The 17,855-nt window shown below is 69.0% G+C and carries 21 protein-coding genes and 1 pseudogene; 4 read left to right on the top strand and 18 right to left on the bottom strand.

The annotated features are described in order from the left end of the window. Window positions 1-63: 63 nt before the first annotated feature. The 4 genes from UA75_RS09360 to UA75_RS09340 all read right to left on the bottom strand — a co-directional run bounded on the left by UA75_RS09360 (window position 64) and on the right by UA75_RS09340 (window position 3,153). A complete protein-coding gene (locus UA75_RS09360) occupies window positions 64-1,119 on the bottom strand; it encodes a hypothetical protein (RefSeq protein WP_157434077.1) in 1,056 nt (351 codons plus the stop codon). A 636-nt stretch (window positions 1,120-1,755) separates the two neighbouring features. Beyond that, window positions 1,756-2,019, bottom strand: a complete 264-nt coding sequence (locus tag UA75_RS09350) for a zinc finger protein (RefSeq protein WP_075739908.1) — start codon at window positions 2,017-2,019, stop codon at window positions 1,756-1,758. Then, on the bottom strand, window positions 2,016-2,705 hold the full coding sequence (locus tag UA75_RS09345) for a hypothetical protein (RefSeq protein ID WP_075739907.1): 690 nt from the start codon (window positions 2,703-2,705) through the stop codon (window positions 2,016-2,018). Before UA75_RS09345 ends, UA75_RS09350 begins: the two co-directional genes overlap by 4 nt. A gap of 142 nt (window positions 2,706-2,847) precedes the next feature. Continuing rightward, window positions 2,848-3,153 carry a hypothetical protein gene (locus UA75_RS09340; RefSeq protein WP_075739906.1) on the bottom strand — a complete coding sequence of 102 codons (306 nt, stop codon included), beginning with the start codon at window positions 3,151-3,153 and terminating at the stop codon, window positions 2,848-2,850. Window positions 3,154-3,678: 525 nt separating this feature from the next. Between UA75_RS09340 and UA75_RS09335 the strand changes: the two genes are divergently transcribed. From UA75_RS09335 to UA75_RS09325, 3 genes are all read left to right on the top strand, one after another. Continuing rightward, on the top strand, window positions 3,679-4,527 hold the full coding sequence (locus UA75_RS09335; RefSeq protein WP_198042975.1) for a helix-turn-helix domain-containing protein: 849 nt from the start codon (window positions 3,679-3,681) through the stop codon (window positions 4,525-4,527). Then, window positions 4,514-4,717, top strand: coding sequence for a DUF397 domain-containing protein (locus UA75_RS09330; RefSeq protein WP_075739904.1), 204 nt, complete (start codon window positions 4,514-4,516; stop codon window positions 4,715-4,717). Before UA75_RS09335 ends, UA75_RS09330 begins: the two co-directional genes overlap by 14 nt. A gap of 251 nt (window positions 4,718-4,968) precedes the next feature. Beyond that, complete coding sequence (locus tag UA75_RS09325) at window positions 4,969-5,163, top strand: DUF397 domain-containing protein (protein ID WP_075743600.1); 195 nt, start codon at window positions 4,969-4,971, stop codon at window positions 5,161-5,163. Window positions 5,164-5,295: 132 nt separating this feature from the next. Here UA75_RS09325 and UA75_RS09320 read toward each other — a convergent pair whose 3' ends face one another. From UA75_RS09320 to UA75_RS34890, 6 genes are all read right to left on the bottom strand, one after another. Continuing rightward, entirely contained in the window at window positions 5,296-5,646 is a 351-nt protein-coding gene (locus tag UA75_RS09320) for a hypothetical protein (RefSeq protein ID WP_157434075.1), read from the bottom strand. Window positions 5,647-5,720: 74 nt separating this feature from the next. Further along, on the bottom strand, window positions 5,721-6,074 hold the full coding sequence (locus UA75_RS09315) for a hypothetical protein (protein ID WP_157434074.1): 354 nt from the start codon (window positions 6,072-6,074) through the stop codon (window positions 5,721-5,723). Between the two features lie 54 nt (window positions 6,075-6,128). Continuing rightward, window positions 6,129-6,482 carry a hypothetical protein gene (locus tag UA75_RS32680; RefSeq protein ID WP_157434073.1) on the bottom strand — a complete coding sequence of 118 codons (354 nt, stop codon included), beginning with the start codon at window positions 6,480-6,482 and terminating at the stop codon, window positions 6,129-6,131. Window positions 6,483-6,556: 74 nt separating this feature from the next. Beyond that, complete coding sequence (locus UA75_RS09310; protein ID WP_075739901.1) at window positions 6,557-6,886, bottom strand: hypothetical protein; 330 nt, start codon at window positions 6,884-6,886, stop codon at window positions 6,557-6,559. A gap of 19 nt (window positions 6,887-6,905) precedes the next feature. Then, window positions 6,906-7,679: a cysteine rich repeat-containing protein gene (locus UA75_RS32675; RefSeq protein WP_157434072.1), complete on the bottom strand. Its 774-nt coding sequence runs from the start codon at window positions 7,677-7,679 to the stop codon at window positions 6,906-6,908. Window positions 7,680-7,696: 17 nt separating this feature from the next. Then, window positions 7,697-7,831 carry a hypothetical protein gene (locus tag UA75_RS34890; RefSeq protein ID WP_257787616.1) on the bottom strand — a complete coding sequence of 45 codons (135 nt, stop codon included), beginning with the start codon at window positions 7,829-7,831 and terminating at the stop codon, window positions 7,697-7,699. Window positions 7,832-7,981: 150 nt separating this feature from the next. Between UA75_RS34890 and UA75_RS09300 the strand changes: the two genes are divergently transcribed. Continuing rightward, the gene (locus UA75_RS09300) at window positions 7,982-8,446 is read left to right on the top strand and encodes a hypothetical protein (protein WP_232237699.1); all 465 of its coding nucleotides are present in this window, start codon (window positions 7,982-7,984) and stop codon (window positions 8,444-8,446) included. A gap of 87 nt (window positions 8,447-8,533) precedes the next feature. On the opposite strand, the gene UA75_RS09295 is transcribed toward UA75_RS09300, so the two are convergent. From UA75_RS09295 to rimP, 8 genes and pseudogenes are all read right to left on the bottom strand, one after another. Continuing rightward, entirely contained in the window at window positions 8,534-9,865 is a 1,332-nt protein-coding gene (locus UA75_RS09295; RefSeq protein ID WP_075743598.1) for an MATE family efflux transporter, read from the bottom strand. A gap of 566 nt (window positions 9,866-10,431) precedes the next feature. Continuing rightward, entirely contained in the window at window positions 10,432-11,202 is a 771-nt protein-coding gene (locus tag UA75_RS09290) for an SDR family NAD(P)-dependent oxidoreductase (protein WP_075739899.1), read from the bottom strand. Between the two features lie 368 nt (window positions 11,203-11,570). Beyond that, a pseudogene (gene rbfA / locus UA75_RS09285) lies at window positions 11,571-12,017 on the bottom strand (30S ribosome-binding factor RbfA); the annotation flags it as partial. Window positions 12,018-12,091: 74 nt separating this feature from the next. Next, window positions 12,092-12,388, bottom strand: coding sequence for a DUF503 domain-containing protein (locus UA75_RS09280; RefSeq protein WP_075743597.1), 297 nt, complete (start codon window positions 12,386-12,388; stop codon window positions 12,092-12,094). A gap of 108 nt (window positions 12,389-12,496) precedes the next feature. Beyond that, complete coding sequence (gene infB / locus UA75_RS09275) at window positions 12,497-15,613, bottom strand: translation initiation factor IF-2 (protein ID WP_075739898.1); 3,117 nt, start codon at window positions 15,611-15,613, stop codon at window positions 12,497-12,499. Window positions 15,614-15,757: 144 nt separating this feature from the next. Further along, window positions 15,758-16,042: a YlxR family protein gene (locus UA75_RS09270; protein ID WP_075739897.1), complete on the bottom strand. Its 285-nt coding sequence runs from the start codon at window positions 16,040-16,042 to the stop codon at window positions 15,758-15,760. Window positions 16,043-16,075: 33 nt separating this feature from the next. Beyond that, a complete protein-coding gene (gene nusA / locus UA75_RS09265; protein ID WP_075739896.1) occupies window positions 16,076-17,125 on the bottom strand; it encodes a transcription termination factor NusA in 1,050 nt (349 codons plus the stop codon). After that, complete coding sequence (gene rimP, locus UA75_RS09260) at window positions 17,122-17,796, bottom strand: ribosome maturation factor RimP (RefSeq protein ID WP_083683055.1); 675 nt, start codon at window positions 17,794-17,796, stop codon at window positions 17,122-17,124. The genes nusA and rimP overlap by 4 nt, the downstream gene beginning before the upstream one ends. Window positions 17,797-17,855 lie beyond the last annotated feature (59 nt).

Here is a 17,855-nt window from a genome sequence, read left to right as displayed (position 1 = left end):
CACTGGATCAGGGCACTCGCGCACCGCCGGTCGGAGCACTCGACCTCGGCGGCCCGTCGCCGATCACGGCCGCCGGGGCGGCGAGGAGCGAGACTCCGGCTCCCACGGCGCCTCCGTCGCCAGTCGCTCGCTGGCCTTGGCCATCGCGTCGGTGTAGGCGGAGGCGAGGGAGGCCATCGCCGCCGTGTTCTGGTGGGGCTGCAGTCCTGCGGAGTCGAGGGTGGAGACGGCCCGCCGGACGGCATTGCGGATGGCGGCGACGGAGCGTTGCAGCTCCCGGAGGACGTCGGGGTGGGTGACCTCGGTCGTCGCGACGGCGGCGGCGGCGGCCAGGGTGTCGGCGGCGATGAGCATCGCGTCGGTGTTGCGGGGCTTCCAGACGAACCGGATGCGGGCGCCTTCGCATCGAGCCTTGGTGAGGTCCTCGATCATGTTCAGGCCGCGCTCGCTGACGGTGAGACCGGGGTAGATGCGGCGGCGTCGTCGGCTGCCTGCATTGACGAGGATGTCGAGTACCTCGGCGGCCATCCGACTGTCGGTGACGACGGTGACGGAATGGCCACGTGGATAGAGCGAGGCGGCGTGGGCGGCGGCCATCACCTCGGCGGAGTGGGAGTCCCAGGGATGTCGCGGGTCGAGCCGCCCGGAGTCGTGCCAGCCGCGACCGGTGACCACCGCCCACCCGGCGGCGCCGTTGGCGGGCCGGAAGCTCGCGTCCGCCGCGACGACGTCCGCCGACCCGACGGCCGGGCCGTCTGCGGTCAGCCGGTACTCCCCGTCGACGGCGAAGGTCGGGTCGTGGGCGACCAGGCGCCGCAGCAGCGGCGGGACGTCGGGCGATCGACTGATCCACTGGTGAAGTCGGTTGCCGCCGGAGATCAGGTGATGACGCTTGACGAAGGTCTCCGGCGTGATCCCGGCGGTGGCCTCGCGGAGCGCGTCGTCGACGCCGCCGTGCACGATGCCGTGCCATCGGGTGGGGCACCGCGAGCAGGAGACGCCCCAGAACAGCCCGCCCGCCACGGCGGGCAGTATCCAGACGTGCGCGGCGGGCCGGGGCGCGGCGGCCGGGCAGCGGTGCACCCCGTCGCCGCCGAGGTCGGGTTCTTGGTCGGTCATCGGCACTCCGGGCAGCAGATCGTGTCGAAGGGCAGCCGGCTCCCCGGCGTGGCGACGATCCGACGCCCCCGGCAGCGGGGACAGGCCCGGTCGGACCGGGCAGCCCGCCGGGGCTGCCGCGCCGTCGAGCCTGCCGCGCTCCGGTCGCGTCGGCGGCGAGCAGGGCCGCTCTCGGCAGGCAGACCGACGAACGCCGTGAGGACGGCGAGCGCGGCGTGCAGCAGGCCGGCCCAGGAACGCCTGCGGATTCCGGCAGGGTCGCCCTGCCGAGTCGGCAGGGCGCAGCAGGCAGCACCGACGGGCCTGCCGGCTCTCGCGGGCCGGAGCAGCCTGCCGCGCCCGGCCGTGGCGGCGTAGTCGGCAGCACCAGCGGCAGCACCAGCGGGAGCCGAGTCGGGGGAATCGGCACGCCCTGCTGATTCCCGCCCTGCGGACTCGCCCCGCCGGACGACGCGGTTCGATCCGGCCGTCACGGGCAGCGGCGACCCGCAGGCGTCCCCGGACCCGGCGGTCTGGACCCGCCCGTCGGTATCGACGCCACGACCGAGGCCCGCGGACTCGACGGCGTGCCCGGCTTCGACGGACCCGATCGCCCGGCAGGTCGCGGCGGGGCAGGCGATCCGACGACCGGTGTGGTCACCCATGGCGACCTCCCGCGTCGGACTCCAGCGGCGGCAGGCCGCAGAGCTGCCGGGCCAGGTCTTGGCAGTCTCGGCAGGTGGTGATCCGGCCGAGGCAGCGGCGGACGGTGCGGACGGTCATGGTGATCCCGCACAGGGTCTCGACCTGGGCGCCGCTCTTCGGCGGCCCGGCGTGGCGGATGTCGACGGCGTGCCGGTCGGCGACCTCTCGCGTCGTGGTGGGCACGTCCTGCCACCACACGGTCGTCTCCGCGCTCACCGGGCCTCCCGGACGAGGTGGGCCAGGGCGCGGCCGAGCATCGCAGCCAGCGCGCCACGCTGCGGGACCTGCCAGCACCGGAGCTCGTACCCGCCCGCGAGGAGGGTCATCGTGATCTGCGGCCCGAGGACCGCGACCCGCAGCCGACCGGCCCGGCGGTCCCGCGCCACCACGGCGATCTCCACCGCCGCCGCAGGCCGACCGGTGGACGCCGCCGCCCGCAGGATCTCGGCGGTCTGGACGGTCAACGAGGCCAACCCCCGCCCCCGACGGGCCAGGGTGACCGAGCGGGCTGATCGATCCGCCACGAGCACCAGGGACTCCGGCCGCCCGGTCGTGGAGTTCACCGACACCACCAGCGGCAGCGCGGCGGAGGTCGCGGACGCTGCGGAGGTCACGGACGCCTGCGGCCTCGGGACCCTCGGAGCCGGCGGCGCGACCGGGGCATCCCGCCCGTCCGACGGAGCGTGTTGAATCGACGGATTCTCCTGATCAGGCGGGTTCGCTCGATCCGGCGGGTTCTCGCGCTCGGCAAGGCTCTCGTGACGGGAGAGGCTCTCGCGACCGGGGAGGTTCTGGCGCTCGGTGACGTTCTCCCCAGCAGACGGGCGCCGACGACTCGGCGGGAACAGTCGACCAGGCGGGTTCGCAGCCGAGATCGAGTGTTCGGCGATCAGTGCGGTCATGACTGGTCCTCCTCGGACGGCCAGAGGGAGATGCCGAGATACGGTCGGACTCGGGCGGCGGGGAGCCGCTGAAGTCCACCGACGGACTGCCACCGCGCGGGCACGCCCGCTACAGCGAGCCGACGTCGGGCATGACGAGCGCTCACCGGCTCACCGCCCCGGCGCCGAGCGACACCGGCACGGGCAGTGGCACCGAGCGGTCCGGCGTGACGCCCAGATCACCGGGCACCCGAGGCGACGCGATCTCCACGGCAGGAGAGTCGGCGGTGAGGCAGTCGAGGCAGACCTGCCAGTCGAAGAAGCAGACCGCCAACGGCCGCCGGTTCAGCGGGGCGAACGAGAGCTCGGGATCGCACAACGCGGCGACGGAAGGAGCGGGCTGCTCGGCGCGGCGGCCGAGGTGGGTGTCCCCTCTGGACAGGGACCGGACGAACCAGCGGAAGGACATGAGGGCTCCGGGAAACAGGAGGGGCACGGAGAGAAGCGGCGGTCGGAGGCGGTCCGGCGGGTGACCATCGCCCCGCACACCGCCACGCAGACCCGGTGATAGTTCGGGTCCGGGCGGTGCTCGAGCCGCCGGAAGACACCGAGGTAGCGAGCTGCCATGGGCTGTGGCGAGAGCGACCCGGCCAGCGCGGTGCTCATCGCGGCACCCGAGGGCCTCCCCGGACGGGGTGATCCGGCGATGCCGTTCGATGGCGCCGCCTCCACAAGCGGTCACTCTTTGTCACATCTTCGGCTTGAGTACGCACGGCGGTGGTCACGTCGCCGACTCCTTTTCGTGAGGAAGCCAGGTGATCCGGGGATCTCGTGTCGAACAGACCCCGAGCATTCCCACTACCCAGAGTTGCTGTTTTGCGACACTAGCTACACTGTTGCCGTGTCAAAACAGTTAGTCAATCGCCCGATGGGGGTAAAGCCTCGAGGGTCCCGGAAGACCTCCACGGCTGAGGGAGCCGCGTACCCTGTGCCCGTGACGAACCTCCGCAGTCCGCAGGCGCGGACGCTCGGCAGGACGATCCAGCGGGCACGCGACACCGCAGGCATCGGCATTCGCGAGCTGGCGCGGCGGTTGAACAAGCCCAAGAACCCGACCTATGTCACGCGGCTGGAACGCGGTGAAATCCTCTTCACAGAGGAACTGCTCAAAGAAGTAGCCGCCGCGATCGGAGTCGGAAACGACCGCCTGTACCAGTGGCTGGAAGACTTCACACGCCTCGGCATCTCGCCATGGACTCCCGGGGCCGCGAACCCGGAACAACTGACCACTCTGATGGGCTACGAACGCGAAGCGACTCAGATCACCGATGTGGGCGGATTTATCCCCGGTCTCCTACAGACCGAAGAAACCGCGCGCTCTCTGATCGAGATTGACGACGACGCACATAATGTAGACGAACTGATCCAGGTCAGGCTGTCCCGACGATCCGTTCTGGAACGGCGGCGAACCGCAACACCGTATGCGCTGTACCTGGAAGAAAACGCGCTCCGACGCCCCGTCGGCGGTCCAGCCACGCTCCGCGAGCAGCTCGACTACCTGATAGATGCGACGAAGCGACCGAACATAACCATCCGAGTGATCCCAGACCGCGTCGGCGCATACTTCGGCATGGCAGGTCCTTTTACGATCCTAGAATTTGAATCGATGGATCCGATCGTCTACCTGGAACGACTGCGGACCGGCACGTGGTTGGATCGTCGAGAAGACACGGAAATCTATTTCGACGCGGTAGGTAAGGTCGAGGCCATCGCCCTGACAGCGGGCGAGTCGATGGCCGTCATAGAGAGGTACAGGGTGGAGTGTGGCAATGACACCAAATGATGTTGGCCAGCTGGGAGGCTGGCACAAAGCCACGGCAAGCCACTCAAACGGAGGCTGTGTCGAGATCGGCGATGCACCCGGTATCGTCGGAATCCGGGACACGAAGAACCGGGGCGGTGGCACGCTCGTCGTCGACCGCCCCGCCTTCGACAGCTTCCTGACCTCGATCAAGACCGATCAGCTCCGCTGAAACCGGTCGCCCGTGTGCTCCCGCCGCACGCATCGCGGCGGGAGCACACGCCAACCAGCGCACCACCACACCTCGTCACCGCCGTCGACGTGCAGCACCGAAGAGCCGGTCATCGGCCTAGAGCTGAGCTGCGGACTCAATCCGGCACACAGGCCGACGCTCACTGCCGGCAGCTGACAGCATGGAAGAACCGGCTCTGGCCATTGACGAATCAACAGACCTGCTGAACGAGTAAGGGACGGAGTCGCGCAATCACGGAAGACAGGTTCGGCGGCTGGCGCAAGAGCACTCGCAGTGCGTCCAACGGCGGCTGCGTCGAGATCGGCCAAGGTCAACGTCTGGTCGGAATCCGAGACACCAAGAACCGGGACGGCGGCACGCTGGCATTCGACCGCACCCGGTTCAACAGCTTCCTGACCTCGATCAAGACCGACCGGCTCCGCTGAGACCGGACGCCCGTGTTCCCCCGCCGCACACATCGCGGCGGGAGCACACACCAACACGAAAGGTCGACGGCGGTGAGTCCAAGCTCGTCCGGCAGCCACCACAGCCGAGAAGAGCCGTTAAACCACACTCAGTCAGTAGATATAAATTCCGTCGGGAATCTCACCGTTAGCCCAATAATTCACGCGCGCTACCACCGGCGACTCCTGCTTGATCCGAGCAGCCAGGACCTTGCCTCGCTCCCGCCACGCCTCCTCAAGCTCTGCACTCGGAAATTCGGACTCCCCGTCGCCGTCCTCGTCATACGTTGCCTGAAGTTCGTCATCCCACGACTTCAGCTCTCGAATCAACTCGGCCGGCAGCCTCAGGAACTCGCCAGCCTGCTCGACCGAATAATCAAACCCGCCGGGATCATCCTCCACATGATAGTAAAACGGACCCATATCCCAGCCTGCCAACAAGTCCACCACAACCGAACGCTCCATCTAACTCCCCAACAGTCGCGCCAGCTTCAGCTACAGGGGCGAGCGCCAAACAGCTCAACCCGAACGACTGTCGATCAGAACACACACCACCCCTTAGGGTGCAGACCCTCGGCGCGATAATCCACACTCGCCACCACCGGCGACTCCCGCTTGATCCGCTCAGCCAACACCTTCCCCCGCTCCCGCCACGCCTCCTCAAGCTCCGGCGAATCAAACCCCGACTTCGACCACACGTAACCATCAGGATCATACGTCGCCTGATACTCAGCATCCCAATCCCTGATCTCGGCAACGAGGTCAGTGGGCAATTTCAGCTCGTCCGACGCCTCCTCAATCGAATGACCATACTCCTCAGGATCAGCTCCGTGATAGTAGAACGGATCCTCCTGCCAACCGACCAACAACGACACCACAATAGAACGAGACATTACAGCCTCCAATGCAATGCGGATGCGAATGAGTTCCCTGCAGTTCCGCACCCATCAGAATACGCATGTACGCGGCGGAATAACCCCATTAGCACGATAATCCACACTCGCCACCACCGGCGACTCCCGCTTGATCCGCTCAGCCAACACCCTGCCCCGCTCCCGCCACGCGTCCTCGATCTCCGGTGAATCGAACCCGGACTTCGACCACACGTAACCATCGGGATCATAAGTCGCCTGATATTCGGCATCCCACGCTATGATCTCGGAAACCAAGGAGGCAGGCAGACGCAACTCTTCTGTCGCCGCCTCAATCGAGTGATTGTAGTCTTCAGGATCATTCAATTCGTAATAGAACGGGTCCTCCTGCCATCCCAGCAACAATCCCACCTCAACCGAACGCTCCATCTAACTCCCCAAAAGTTGCGCCAGGTTCAGCTACAGGAGTGAGCGCCAAGCAGGCCAACCCGAACCCCTGTCGATCAGAACACACACCACCCCTTAGGGTGCAGACCCTCGGCCCGATAATCCACGCTCTTCACCACGGGGGACTCCCGCTTGATCCGCTCAGCCAACACCTTCCCGCGCTCCCGCCACGCCTCCTCAAGTTCCACGCTCGGGAAGCCCGAGTTTCGATAATCGTCAGGTTTGTATGTAGCCTGGTATTCATCGTCCCAGATCGTGATCTGGGCAACCAGGTCAGCAGAAAGCTGCAGATCCTTTGCAGCCTCCTCGATCGAGTGGTTGTACTCCTCAGGATCATCCCAATCGTAATAAAAAGGATCTTCTTGCCAGCCGACAAGGAAGGACACAACAACAGATCGAGACAAATTAACTCCTATGAAGACGTGGTCGCAATTTTCGCTTAAGAGAGATTGGATGCGCACCTACAATCAACCCATCACGTGTGACAGTGATAGCCACACGTCGCACCTCTCCATCAAACACCACTTCATACACCGGCCGATCTTTTCCACTATACCCGACCACCGTTCCGCCCTCGAGGGCAGCAAAGACCAACGGAATTACGCGCTCTCTTGGCACGCCTACGCGGCGGAAATGACCCACACGGTCATCATCCAGAATATGCTCCTGGCCGCCCTTCTTATTTCGCCCTTCCACCCAGACAATCCGACCGTCCGGCAGCCTGGCGATCCGAGTGACGTTCTTCGGGTTGATCACCACGCCTGCGCGTTCCCGGTCAGCGATCCAGTCCGCTTCCGCTTCCCGTTGCGCGGCCGTGTCTCGGCCAGGCGGCCTGGTATCGGCAGCAGGGGCAGGCACCTCCTCGTCAACGCTCGGCCCCGATCCACTCACCGACCCGAACACCGCCGCCCCGTCAACCCCGTGCCCCGCGATGGCGAAGCAGTACTCGTCGATGATCTCCTGCGCCGCCACCATCGCCGCGTGTGCCAGCCGCACGTCCTCTCCTGCCTCCCGCCGCAGCCTGCGCATCTCCTGGACCTGCGGCCAGACCGAGCCTGCGGTTCCCTCGTCGAAGATCTCCCCACCCTCGCCGATCGCGAACTCCGCCACCACCGCCGCCTCCCTGGCCACCACCAACAAGGCATGCGCCCGCCGCAACTGCTCCACCACCTCCGTCACGGACAACGCACGACTCCTCACTGTGAGTACTCGACGCCATGATGCCGGATCAGCAGCGCGGCGTCGAGGGAGTTCTGTGCCGCCTGCACGCGGCCGTCCGGCCGAGTCGCAGGCCCGGCCACGGCAGGCAGGCACACCGCTGATCGGACCATTTCCCGCGAACCGGGTTTACTTCAGATGTAGCGGCGCGCACGATCTGTTCCGCACCGCAGCAACGCACGACGTCTGTGCGCCGAGGCCGGGGGGCCTCGCCAGATCGCTGCGTGGCGAATCAGAGGATCGAGGGGGAAATGCAGAGAATCGTGCGATCAGTGTGTTCGATGCTGGCTGTGGTGGGCTTCCTGCTCACCATGGGCGGCTTCACTGCGGCAGCGGCGAGCCCGGCAGGCGAAGATCCGGGAACCTCAGCGGTGTCGTGTTCCGGAACCGTCAGCTACAGCCGAACCTTGAGTAGCGGCGTCGGCGAGTTGGCGATCTTCTACAACAGCTCCAACGGCGGAACCAACAGCGCCTGCTTCTACCACCGGGGCGCGTCCTACGGAGTGGCGGCGCCGACCTACGTGCGGGCCTACCGTTGTGTCGAGAGCAGCGGCGAAGGCCTGCCCTGCACGATCGACACCTCGTCCAGCGCGGACCTGGGCGACTTCGCCTACTACGCAGGACCTCGGGGGGTCACCGGCACGGCCAACCGTTGTGTGGCCGCCGTCGGCTACATCGAATGGGGCGGCCTCCGCCAACAGATCAGCAGCGGCAGGCAGGGCTGCTGACGATCGTCGAACAGTGTGCAACGCAGGATGCCGATCGGAGATCGGCATCCTGCGCACGCAGTCCGTTCTCGCCAGGGACGAGGTCGACTACCGCACCGCCCCGACCACGGCCCAGTTCCCGGACCGGGTGCGCAGCAGCACCGCTAGCAGGCGAAGCACCATGAACGCGGCCAGGCCGGTCCAGATGCCCGCCAGACCCCAGCCGTAGAACATCGACAGGTAGATCAACGGCAGGAAGCCGACGACCGCCGCCAACAGGGTCGCAGTGCGCAGGAACGCCGCGTCGCCCGCACCGAGCAGCACGCCGTCGAGCGCGAACACCACCCCGGCGATCGGCTGGAGCGCCACGAAGAACCACCAGGCGGCGGGCACCTCCGCCAGCACCACCGCGTCGGGGGTGAAGACCCGAGGCAGCACGTCGGACACCGAGGCGAACAGCACGCCCAACGCCAGCCCGAACAACAGCCCGTAGCGGGCGACCTGCCACGCCAGCCCGCGCGCCTGGCTGCGGTCGCCCCGACCGAGCGCCGCGCCCACCAACGCCTGCGCCGCGATGGCCAGCGAGTCCAGGACCAACGACAGGAAGGTCCAGAGCTGGAGGACGATCTGGTGCGCGCCCGCCGCGCCCACCGAGTGACGGGCCGCGACGGCGGCGGCCGAGACGAAACAGGCCTGGAACGCGAGGCTGCGCAGCACCAGATCCCGCCCCAGCTTGAGCTGGGCGATCATCCGCGCGGGCACCGGACGCAGCGCGACCTTCTCGATGAGCAGCGATCGGAAGAACAGCAGCGCCGACAGCGACTGGGCCACGACGTTGGCGATGGCCGAGCCCTCCAGGCCCCAGCCGAGGCCGTGCACCATGATCGGGCAGAGCACGGCGGAGATGCCGTTGCCGATCAGCACGTAACGCAACGGGCGCATGGTGTCCTGCACCCCGCGCATCCAGCCGTTGCCCGCCATCGTGACGAGGATGAGCGGCGCCCCGAACAACGCGATGCGCAGCCAGGACGTCGCCGCGTCGGCGATCTCCCCTGGTCCGGCCAATGCTCGGGCGATCGGCCCGGCCAACAGCTGCCCGAGGACGAGCAGCACCGTCCCGACCGCCAGGGCCAGCCAGGTGGCCTGCACGCCCTCGGCGACGGCCTCCCCGCGTCGGCCCGCACCGTGCAGGCGGGCGGCCCTGGCCGTCGTGCCGTAGGAGAGGAAGGTCAGCTGGGTCGAGATCTGGGCGAGCACCACGCCGCCGACGGCCAGTCCGGCCAGCGGCACCGCCCCCAGATGGCCGACGACAGCCGTGTCCACCAGCAGATACAGCGGCTCGGCGGCGAGCACGCCCAGCGCGGGCACCGCCAGCCGGAGGAACTCCTTCGGCCGGACGCGTTCCGCTGCCTGCGACGGTTCTGGAACAGCCTCGGACACGACCACCTCACGGCTGACAGACGACGACCGGCGGGCCGCGTGGCGGCCCAGCACACCCTAGATGCGGCCCCGGACATCGCCGAGGCCCGCGGTCGGGCCGTCTCGCGGGGTGGGGGGCCGTCGTCGGGCATCGCCCCGCGCAACCGCCCGGATTCGATCGCGGGCGATCACGGGGCAGGGGGATTCGACGGCCCGAGGGCGCAGCGTTCGCGGTCGACACCCGCCGGACGAGCGAAGGCCCGAAAGAGCGGGTGTCTCCCGGCGGCGGGGGCGGCGGCCGTCGGCTCTGGCAGCACCCGGTGAAGACGACCGCTCGACGGGGAAGCCGCGAGACCATCGAACCGTGAAGCGGAGAGGCAGGACGACGAGACAGGGCGACGACACAAGGAGGACAAGTTGAGGTACCAGAAGTGACAGCTCAGCGGCCCGGGAAGTGGAAGGACCCGCGCAGAGGCGGTAGGGCAGGCCGCCGGGGCGCAGCGACAGGGCACACCCGAGCGCCTCCGGTCGTCAGCGACCGGTGCGGGCGGGGAGCGGCAAGCCGACTGCCGAACGTCGCGACCGCCTCAGCGGCTCGTGTACCCCGCGTCCACGTGGAGGGTCGTGCCGGTGACGTACGAGGAGAGGTCGGAGGCCAGCCACAGGCTCGCCTGAGCGATCTCCCTGGCCTCGCCGAACCGCTCCAGCAGGCTCAGCTGGGCGGCGTACTCGTGCTCGTCGAAGCCGAACTGCTCCAGGGCGCCCCGCAGCATCGGCGTGTCGATGGCGCCGGGCGCCACCGAGTTCACCCTGATGCCCTGGCTGCCGTTCTCCATCGCCGCGACCTTGGTGAGGCCGACGACCCCGTGCTTGGCGGCGACGTAGGCGGCGTTGTTCGGCTGCGGACGGAAGCCGCTGACCGAGGAGATGTTGACGATCGAGCCGCCGCCGCCCTGGGCGAGCAGTTGGCGGATCTCGTACTTCAGGCACAACGCGGTGCCCTTCAGGTCGACCGCGATCAGCCGATCCCAGTAGGCCTCGTCGAGGTCGTTGATCGGCCGGTCGTCCGGCGTCAACGCGGCGTTGTTGATCGCGACGTCCAACCTGCCGAAGCGGTCGACCGTCGCGGCCACCAACGCTTCGACGTCGGCGGCCGAGGAGATGTCCACCCGATGGAAGAACGCGGTGCCGCCCGCGGCCTCGATCTCGCTGACGGTCCGCCGCCCCAGTTCCTCGTCGAGGTCGGCGACGACCACCTTCGCCTTCGCCTCGGCGAACAGCAGCGCCGTCGCGGCGCCCATGCCCTTCGCAGCGCCGGTGACGATCGCGGTCTTTCCTTCGAGAACGGGGAACGTCATGGTGTGCGATGCTAGTTCGCCTTGCCGGTCCCCGCAGGGCCAAGCGAGCCGCCCACCAGCGGCGATGGCCACGGGTGTCGTGCAGCGGCCTGCCGAGCACGCGCGGGTCGGGGCGGCTCGCCTCCGGCGTCTCGTTCAGCCCCTCCGACGACGCCCGTGCCGAGTCGACACAGCAGAACGGGCCCGCACCTCCACACCGCGAAGAACCGGCGGTGGAGAGGTCGGGCCCGGTTGACCAGCTGTCAGCGCTCGGAGTCCGCCGCGTCGCGCGGCGTCGACGCCGAGTCCGCCGGACGCTCGGAGTCCACCGCGTCCTCGGCTGCCGAGGAGTTCTCGTCGGCAGCGTCTTCCTCGGCGTCGTGGAGGTCCTCCTCCTCGTCGTCCATGTCCGTGGACTTGTACGGGTCGGCCTCACCGGCGAAGGTCGCGCCCGAGGCGATCCGGGCCACCTCCGCGTCGGCCTCCCGAGCCCTGGCCAGCAGTTCGTCCATGCTCTTGGCCGCCTCGGGCACGGTGTCCGCGACGAAGGTCAGGGTCGGCGTGAACCGAATCCCCGTCTGCTGCCCGACCAGGCTGCGCAGCACGCCCTTGGCGCTCTCCAGCGCCGCAGCGGCCGAGGCCACGTCCGGTGGTGCGTCGACGCTCTCGCCGATCACGGTGTAGTACAGGGTGGCGTCCCGCAGGTCCGCCGTGACCTTGGCGTCGGTGATGGTCACCCTCGCCAACCTCGGGTCCTTGACCTCACGTTCCATCGCGGACGCCACGATCTGCGCGATCCGCTTGGCAAGCCTGCGGGCGCGGGCCACATCGGCCACGACGCTCCTCCTTGATCACTAGAATCCAGACAGACCTTCGAGAAGGCCGGTCGGCCTCCTCGAAGGGTGGTTCGCTACTCGTCCTCGGGCCCCAGCAGTCGTGTGCGGGCCGAGAGCAGTTCGATCTCGGGGCGGCCTGCCACCGTCCGTTCACAGGCGTCGAGCACCGTGCGGACGTGCTGCGAGTCGGGCGCCACCACGGCGACCCCGATCAACGAGCGACGATGCAGGTCCAGGTGGCCGCTCTCGGCCACGGACACCTCGAAGCGCTTGCGCAGCTCCGCGATGACCGGCCGGACCACCGACCGCTTCTGCTTCAACGAATGAACATCGCCCAGTAACAGGTCGAGTTCGAGGGCACCGACGTACACCGGCATCACCAGGTGAGCTGATCGTCATGGTCCGCCCGCCTGACGAGGCGGGCGGGGACGAACTCGGCGGGCAGGCCCAGCTCAGGACCTGCCCACCGAGGACTCGTCTCAGGCGCGCTTCTTCTCGCGCATCTCGTAGGTCTCGATCACGTCGCCGACCCGGAGGTCGGAGTACGAGCCGAGGGTCAGACCACACTCGAAGCCCTCGCGGACCTCGGTGACGTCGTCCTTGAATCGCCGCAGCGTCGAGACGCCGAGGTTCTCCGCGACGACCAGGTTGTCCCGCAGCAGGCGAGCCTTGCTCCGGCGTCGCACCTCGCCGCCGATCACCATGCAACCGGCGATCGTGCCGATCTTCGAGGACTTGAAGACCTCGCGGACCTCGGCGCGACCCAGCTCGACCTCTTCGAACTCGGGCTTGAGCATTCCCGTCAGGGCCTGCTCGATCTCCTCGATCGCCCGGTAGATGACCGAGTAGTACCGGATGTCGATGCCCTCGTGCGTGGCCTGATCGACGACCTTGCCCTCCGCCCGGACGTTGAAGCCCAGGATGATGGCGTCGGAGGCGACCGCGAGGTCGACGTTGGCCTTGGTGATGCCGCCGACGCCCCGGTCGATGACCCGAAGCTCGACCTCGTCGCCCACGTCGATCTTCAACAGCGCGGCCTCGAGAGCCTCGACGGTACCCGAGTTGTCGCCCTTGATGATCAGGTTGAGCTGGCTGGTCTCCTTGAGGGCCTTGTCCAGGTCCTCCAGGCTGACCCGCTTGCGACGCGAGGCGAACTGCGCGTTGCGCATCCGCGTCTGCCTGCGGTCGGCGATCTGCCGAGCCACCCGGTCCTCGTCGACGACCAGGAAGGTGTCACCCGCACCCGGAACCGACGTGAAGCCGATGACCTGCACCGGACGCGACGGAGTCGCCTCGATGATGTCCTCGTTGAACTCGTCCACCATCCGCCGGACGCGCCCGTAGGCGTCGCCCGCGACGATCGAGTCGCCGACCCGGAGCGTTCCGCGCTGCACCAGCACCGTCGCCACCGGACCCCGACCACGGTCCAGGTGCGCCTCGATCGCGACGCCCTGAGCCTCCATGTTCGGGTTGGCCCGCAGGTCCAGCGTCGCGTCCGCCGTCAGCACGATCGCTTCCAGCAGCCCGTCGATGTTGGTGCCCTGCCGCGCCGAGATGTCGACGAACATGGTGTCGCCGCCGTACTCCTCCGCGATCAGCCCGTAGTCGGTGAGCTGCTGGCGGATGCGCTGCGGGTTGGCGCCCGCCTTGTCGATCTTGTTGACCGCCACCACGACCGGCACGCTCGCGGCCTGCGCGTGGTTGATGGCCTCCACCGTCTGCGGCATGACGCCGTCGTCGGCCGCGACCACGATCACCGCGATGTCCGTGGAGTTCGCACCACGGGCTCGCATGGCGGTGAACGCCTCGTGACCAGGGGTGTCGATGAAGGTGATCAGACGCTCGTGCTCACCGACCTCGGTCACGACCTGGTAGGCCCCGATGTGCTGGGTGATGCCGCCTGCCTCGCCCTCCTGGACGTTGGTCTTGCGGATCGTGTCCAGCAGTCGCGTCTTACCGTGGTCGACGTGACCCATGACGGTCACCACCGGCGGACGGAACTCGAGGTCGTCCTCGTCGCCCGCGTTCTCGCCGTAGGTGATGTCGAAGGTGTCGAGGAGCTCGCGGTCCTCCTCCTCCGGGCTCACGACCTGGATCGTGTAGTTCATCTCCTGGCCGAGCAGGCCCAGGACCTCGTCGGAGACCGACTGCGTCGCGGTCACCATCTCGCCGAGGTGGAACATCGCCTGGACCATCGCGGCCGGGTTGGCGTTGATCTTCTCCGCGAAGTCGGTCAGCGAGGCGCCACGGGGAAGACGAACCGTCTCGCCGTTGCCCTTCGGCAGGCGGACGCCGCCGACCGAGGGGGCCTGCATGTTGTCGAACTCCTGGCGCTTCTGCCGCTTCGACTTGCGACCACGCCGAGCCGGTCCGCCGGGACGCCCGAAGGCACCCGCCGCGCCGCCACGGCCTCGGTTGCCGCCGCCGCCGGGACGGCCTCGGAAGCCGCCTGCGGGCGGAGCGCCCGCGCCGGGGGCACCGCCGCCGCCACCGGGACCGCCACGGTAGCCGCCGCCACCGCCGCCGCCACCTCGGTAGCCGCCGCCACCGCCGCCGCCACCGGGACGACCGCCGCCGCCACCACCGGGACCACCCGGACGACCGCCGCCGCCACCGGGGCGACCGCCGCCGGGACGACCGCCGCCGCCACCACCGGGACCGCCGCCGGGCCTGCCGGACGGCATCATGCCGGGGTTGGGCCTGGGCGGCATCATGCCCGGGTTGGGCCGGGAACCGCCGCCGCCACCGCCGCCACCGGGGCCTGCGGGACGAGCGCCGCCCGAGGGGCCGCTGCGATCGGAGCGCGGTGCGCCCCGCTCGGGACGACCGCCGCCGGGACGAGGTGCGCCGCCGCCGCCGGGGCCGCCGCTGCCACCGGGACCGCCGCCGGAGCGGGGCCCGGCCGGACGCGGCGACGCGCCGCCGACACCGAACGGGTTGTTACCGGGCCGAGGCGCGCGCGGCCCCGGCTTCGGCGACTGCGGCCTCGGGGGCACGACCGACTGGCCGGGCGTGGGCCGGGCGCCGCCGCCGGGCTTGCCGCCCGGACGCTCCGGCGCACGCTGCTGCGGTGCGGGAGTCTGCTCCGGCTTGGGCGCGGGCTTGCGCGGGCCGGGCATCGGCGGACGTCCGCCTGCCGACGGGCCGTCGGTCGACGGGCCCTTCGGCGCAGCGGGCGCGGCCGAGGCAGCGGGCTGCTCCGGCTGGGGTGTGGGAGTGGGGGTCGGCGCCGCCGGTGCCTGCGGCTGCTCGGCCTGCGGCGCAGGACGAGCCGGGCCGGGCTTGGCGGGGCCGGGCTTGAACATGCCGGGGCCGGGGCGAGCGGCGGGGCGCTCGGCGCCCGGCTCGCTCGACGGGGGCTTCGGCGTCGCCGGCGGACCGGGCCGTGCCGATGCCTCGGGGCGGGGTCCGCTCCGACGAGACCGTCCTCCGTCGCCCTTCGGGAATGCGTCCCGCAACCTGCGGGCCACCGGCGCCTCCACCGTGGAGGACGCCGACTTCACATACTCGCCGAGGTCCTGGAGCTTGGTCAGTACTTCCTTACTCGTGACGCCGAGCTCTTTTGCGAGCTCGTGCACGCGGGCCTTGCCTGCCACTGCTCTCCTCATCTGGGTGAGGCCGAGCGGCAGTCCCGCACGACCTCGTCCTACCGTCGAAACACGTTCATGGCTTCAGCTTCACGGCTGCTTCATGACGGGTCGACCTGCTTCCTCTTGCGGCAGACGTGGAAGGGCTCCACGTCAGTCTGTAACACCTTCGACAGCGTCGAGATACGTCCGTACCGCCGACAAGTCCAGCGGCCCCGGAACGCGCAACGCCCTGGGGAATGCCCGACGTCGCTCGGCGAGCCGAAGGCACTTCGGGTCGAGGTGCAACCAGGCACCCCTGCCCGAAAGTCTTCGCCTGGGGTCCGGAACCACGACCTCAGCCGTGGCCACCACCCTCAACAGCTCGGATGCCACCGCACGACACCGACAGCCGACACACGTCCGAACCGGGCGAGCGCGTTCTGGAACCGCTGACATGAGGTGATCCAATGAAAGTTTAACCCGTGCCTCTCACTCAGCCGAACCGGCTGCCGGAGAACCTGCCGAATCCGACGCCGAACCCACTGCGTCGGACGCCGCCGACGCGGGCTCCGCATCGCTGCGGATGTCGATCCGCCACCCGGTGAGCCGGGCCGCCAACCGGGCGTTCTGACCTTCCTTGCCGATCGCCAGCGAGAGCTGGAAATCGGGAACGGTCACCCTGGCGGTCTTGGCCCGCTCGTCCACGACGTGGACCGACACCACCTTGGCAGGCGAGAGCGCGTTGCCGACGAACGAGGCCGGATCGTCCGAGTAGTCGACGATGTCGATCTTCTCGCCACCCAGTTCGCTCATCACGTTACGCACTCGGGCACCCATCGGGCCGATGCACGCGCCCTTGGCGTTGACCCCGGACACGGTCGAATGAACGGCGATCTTGGATCGATGTCCGGACTCGCGTGCCACCGCGGGGATCTCCACGACGCCGTCGGCGATCTCGGGGACCTCCAGCGCGAACAGCTTCCGCACCAGGTTGGGGTGGGTCCGGGAGAGGGTGACCTGCGTCCCCCTCGCCCCACGGGCCACACCGACCACGTAGCACTTGATCCGGCTGCCGTGGGTGTAGGTCTCGGTGGGAACCTGCTCGGCCGGGGGAATCACACCCTCGATCTCCCCCACCTGCACCACCACCATACCTCGGGCGTTCGCCCTGGCGTCGCGCTGCACGACGCCTGCCAGGATCTCGCCCTCCTTGGCCGCGAACTCGCCGTAGGTGCGCTCGTGCTCCGCGTCACGCAACCGCTGGAGGATGACCTGTCGCGCGGTGGTCGCCGCGATCCGGCCGAAGCCCTCCGGCGTGTCGTCCCACTCCTCGGCGACCGCGCCCTCCGCGTCGAGGTCGTAGGCCAGCACGCGCACCATGCCCGACTTGCGATCGATGTCGATCCTGGCGTGCGGGTGATGGCCCTCGGTGTGTCGGTATGCGGTGAGCAGAGCACTCTCGATGGCCTCGAGAACCGTGTCGAAGGGGATGTCCTTGTCCCGCTCGATCGCCCGAAGTGCGGCGATGTCGACGTTCACTGCGACTTCTCCTCCGTATTCGACCGCACGCCCTCGGCGTGCGTGTCCTGCTCCACGCCGGCAGCCTGCCGGTCGTGTCCTGCCTCGTCGTCGCCGAGCAGCCGCAGATCCTCCTCGGCGGGCGGGCGGAACTCCACCTCCACCGTCGCGCGCTCCACCTCGGAATAGGCGAGGCGGCGCAGCGTCCGGTCGACGAGCAGGGTCACCCCCTGGTCGTCGCAGGCGCCGACGCGACCGGTCAGCTCGCCGCCCTCGGCGAGGCGCACCGCGACGAGCCGCTTCCGGGCTCGGCGCCAGTGCCTCGGCCTGGTCAGCGGCCGGTCGACGCCCGGCGAGGTGACCTCCAGCGTGTAGGGCCCGCCGAAGAGTGCCCCGGCCTGCCCGCTGCCGTCGGCGTCCTGCTGGTCGGTGTCGGCGGCGTCCAGCACTGCCGACACCGCTCGGCTGGCCGAGGCGACCTCGTCCAGGCCGATGCCGTCCTCGGCGTCCACCACGACCTTGACGATGCGCCGGTTGCCCGCTCGCCCGACGTCCAGCGAGTCGAGATCGACGCCGAGAGGGGCGAGCGCGCCGGTGATCAGCGGTTCCAGTGCCGCCTCGGCACCACCGCCCCGCCGCGCGCGTGCGGCCTCGCCTCGCGACTGCGACCCGCGGTCCTGCCCACTCGGCACCTGCTCGACTCCCTAGTTCACTGCTGCTTGTTCGTGCTGCGACTGCACTGCCGCGGCCT

Origin of the sequence: Actinoalloteichus sp. GBA129-24, from assembly GCF_001941645.1 — a bacterium.
In the GTDB taxonomy this organism is placed as follows: Bacteria; Actinomycetota; Actinomycetes; order Mycobacteriales; family Pseudonocardiaceae; genus Actinoalloteichus_A; species Actinoalloteichus_A fjordicus.
This window is presented reverse-complemented; position numbering and strand designations above follow the sequence as displayed.

Coding starts and splice junctions, on each gene's coding strand:
- UA75_RS09360 (WP_157434077.1), bottom strand. CDS start 1,119: ATGACCGACCAAGAACCCGACCTCGGCGGCGACGGGGTGCACCGCTGC.
- UA75_RS09345 (WP_075739907.1), bottom strand. CDS start 2,705: ATGACCGCACTGATCGCCGAACACTCGATCTCGGCTGCGAACCCGCCT.
- UA75_RS09340 (WP_075739906.1), bottom strand. CDS start 3,153: ATGTCCTTCCGCTGGTTCGTCCGGTCCCTGTCCAGAGGGGACACCCAC.
- UA75_RS09330 (WP_075739904.1), top strand. CDS start 4,514: ATGACACCAAATGATGTTGGCCAGCTGGGAGGCTGGCACAAAGCCACG.
- UA75_RS09320 (WP_157434075.1), bottom strand. CDS start 5,646: ATGGAGCGTTCGGTTGTGGTGGACTTGTTGGCAGGCTGGGATATGGGT.
- UA75_RS09315 (WP_157434074.1), bottom strand. CDS start 6,074: ATGTCTCGTTCTATTGTGGTGTCGTTGTTGGTCGGTTGGCAGGAGGAT.
- UA75_RS32680 (WP_157434073.1), bottom strand. CDS start 6,482: ATGGAGCGTTCGGTTGAGGTGGGATTGTTGCTGGGATGGCAGGAGGAC.
- UA75_RS34890 (WP_257787616.1), bottom strand. CDS start 7,831: ATGGTCCGATCAGCGGTGTGCCTGCCTGCCGTGGCCGGGCCTGCGACT.
- UA75_RS09290 (WP_075739899.1), bottom strand. CDS start 11,202: ATGACGTTCCCCGTTCTCGAAGGAAAGACCGCGATCGTCACCGGCGCT.
- UA75_RS09270 (WP_075739897.1), bottom strand. CDS start 16,042: ATGTCAGCGGTTCCAGAACGCGCTCGCCCGGTTCGGACGTGTGTCGGC.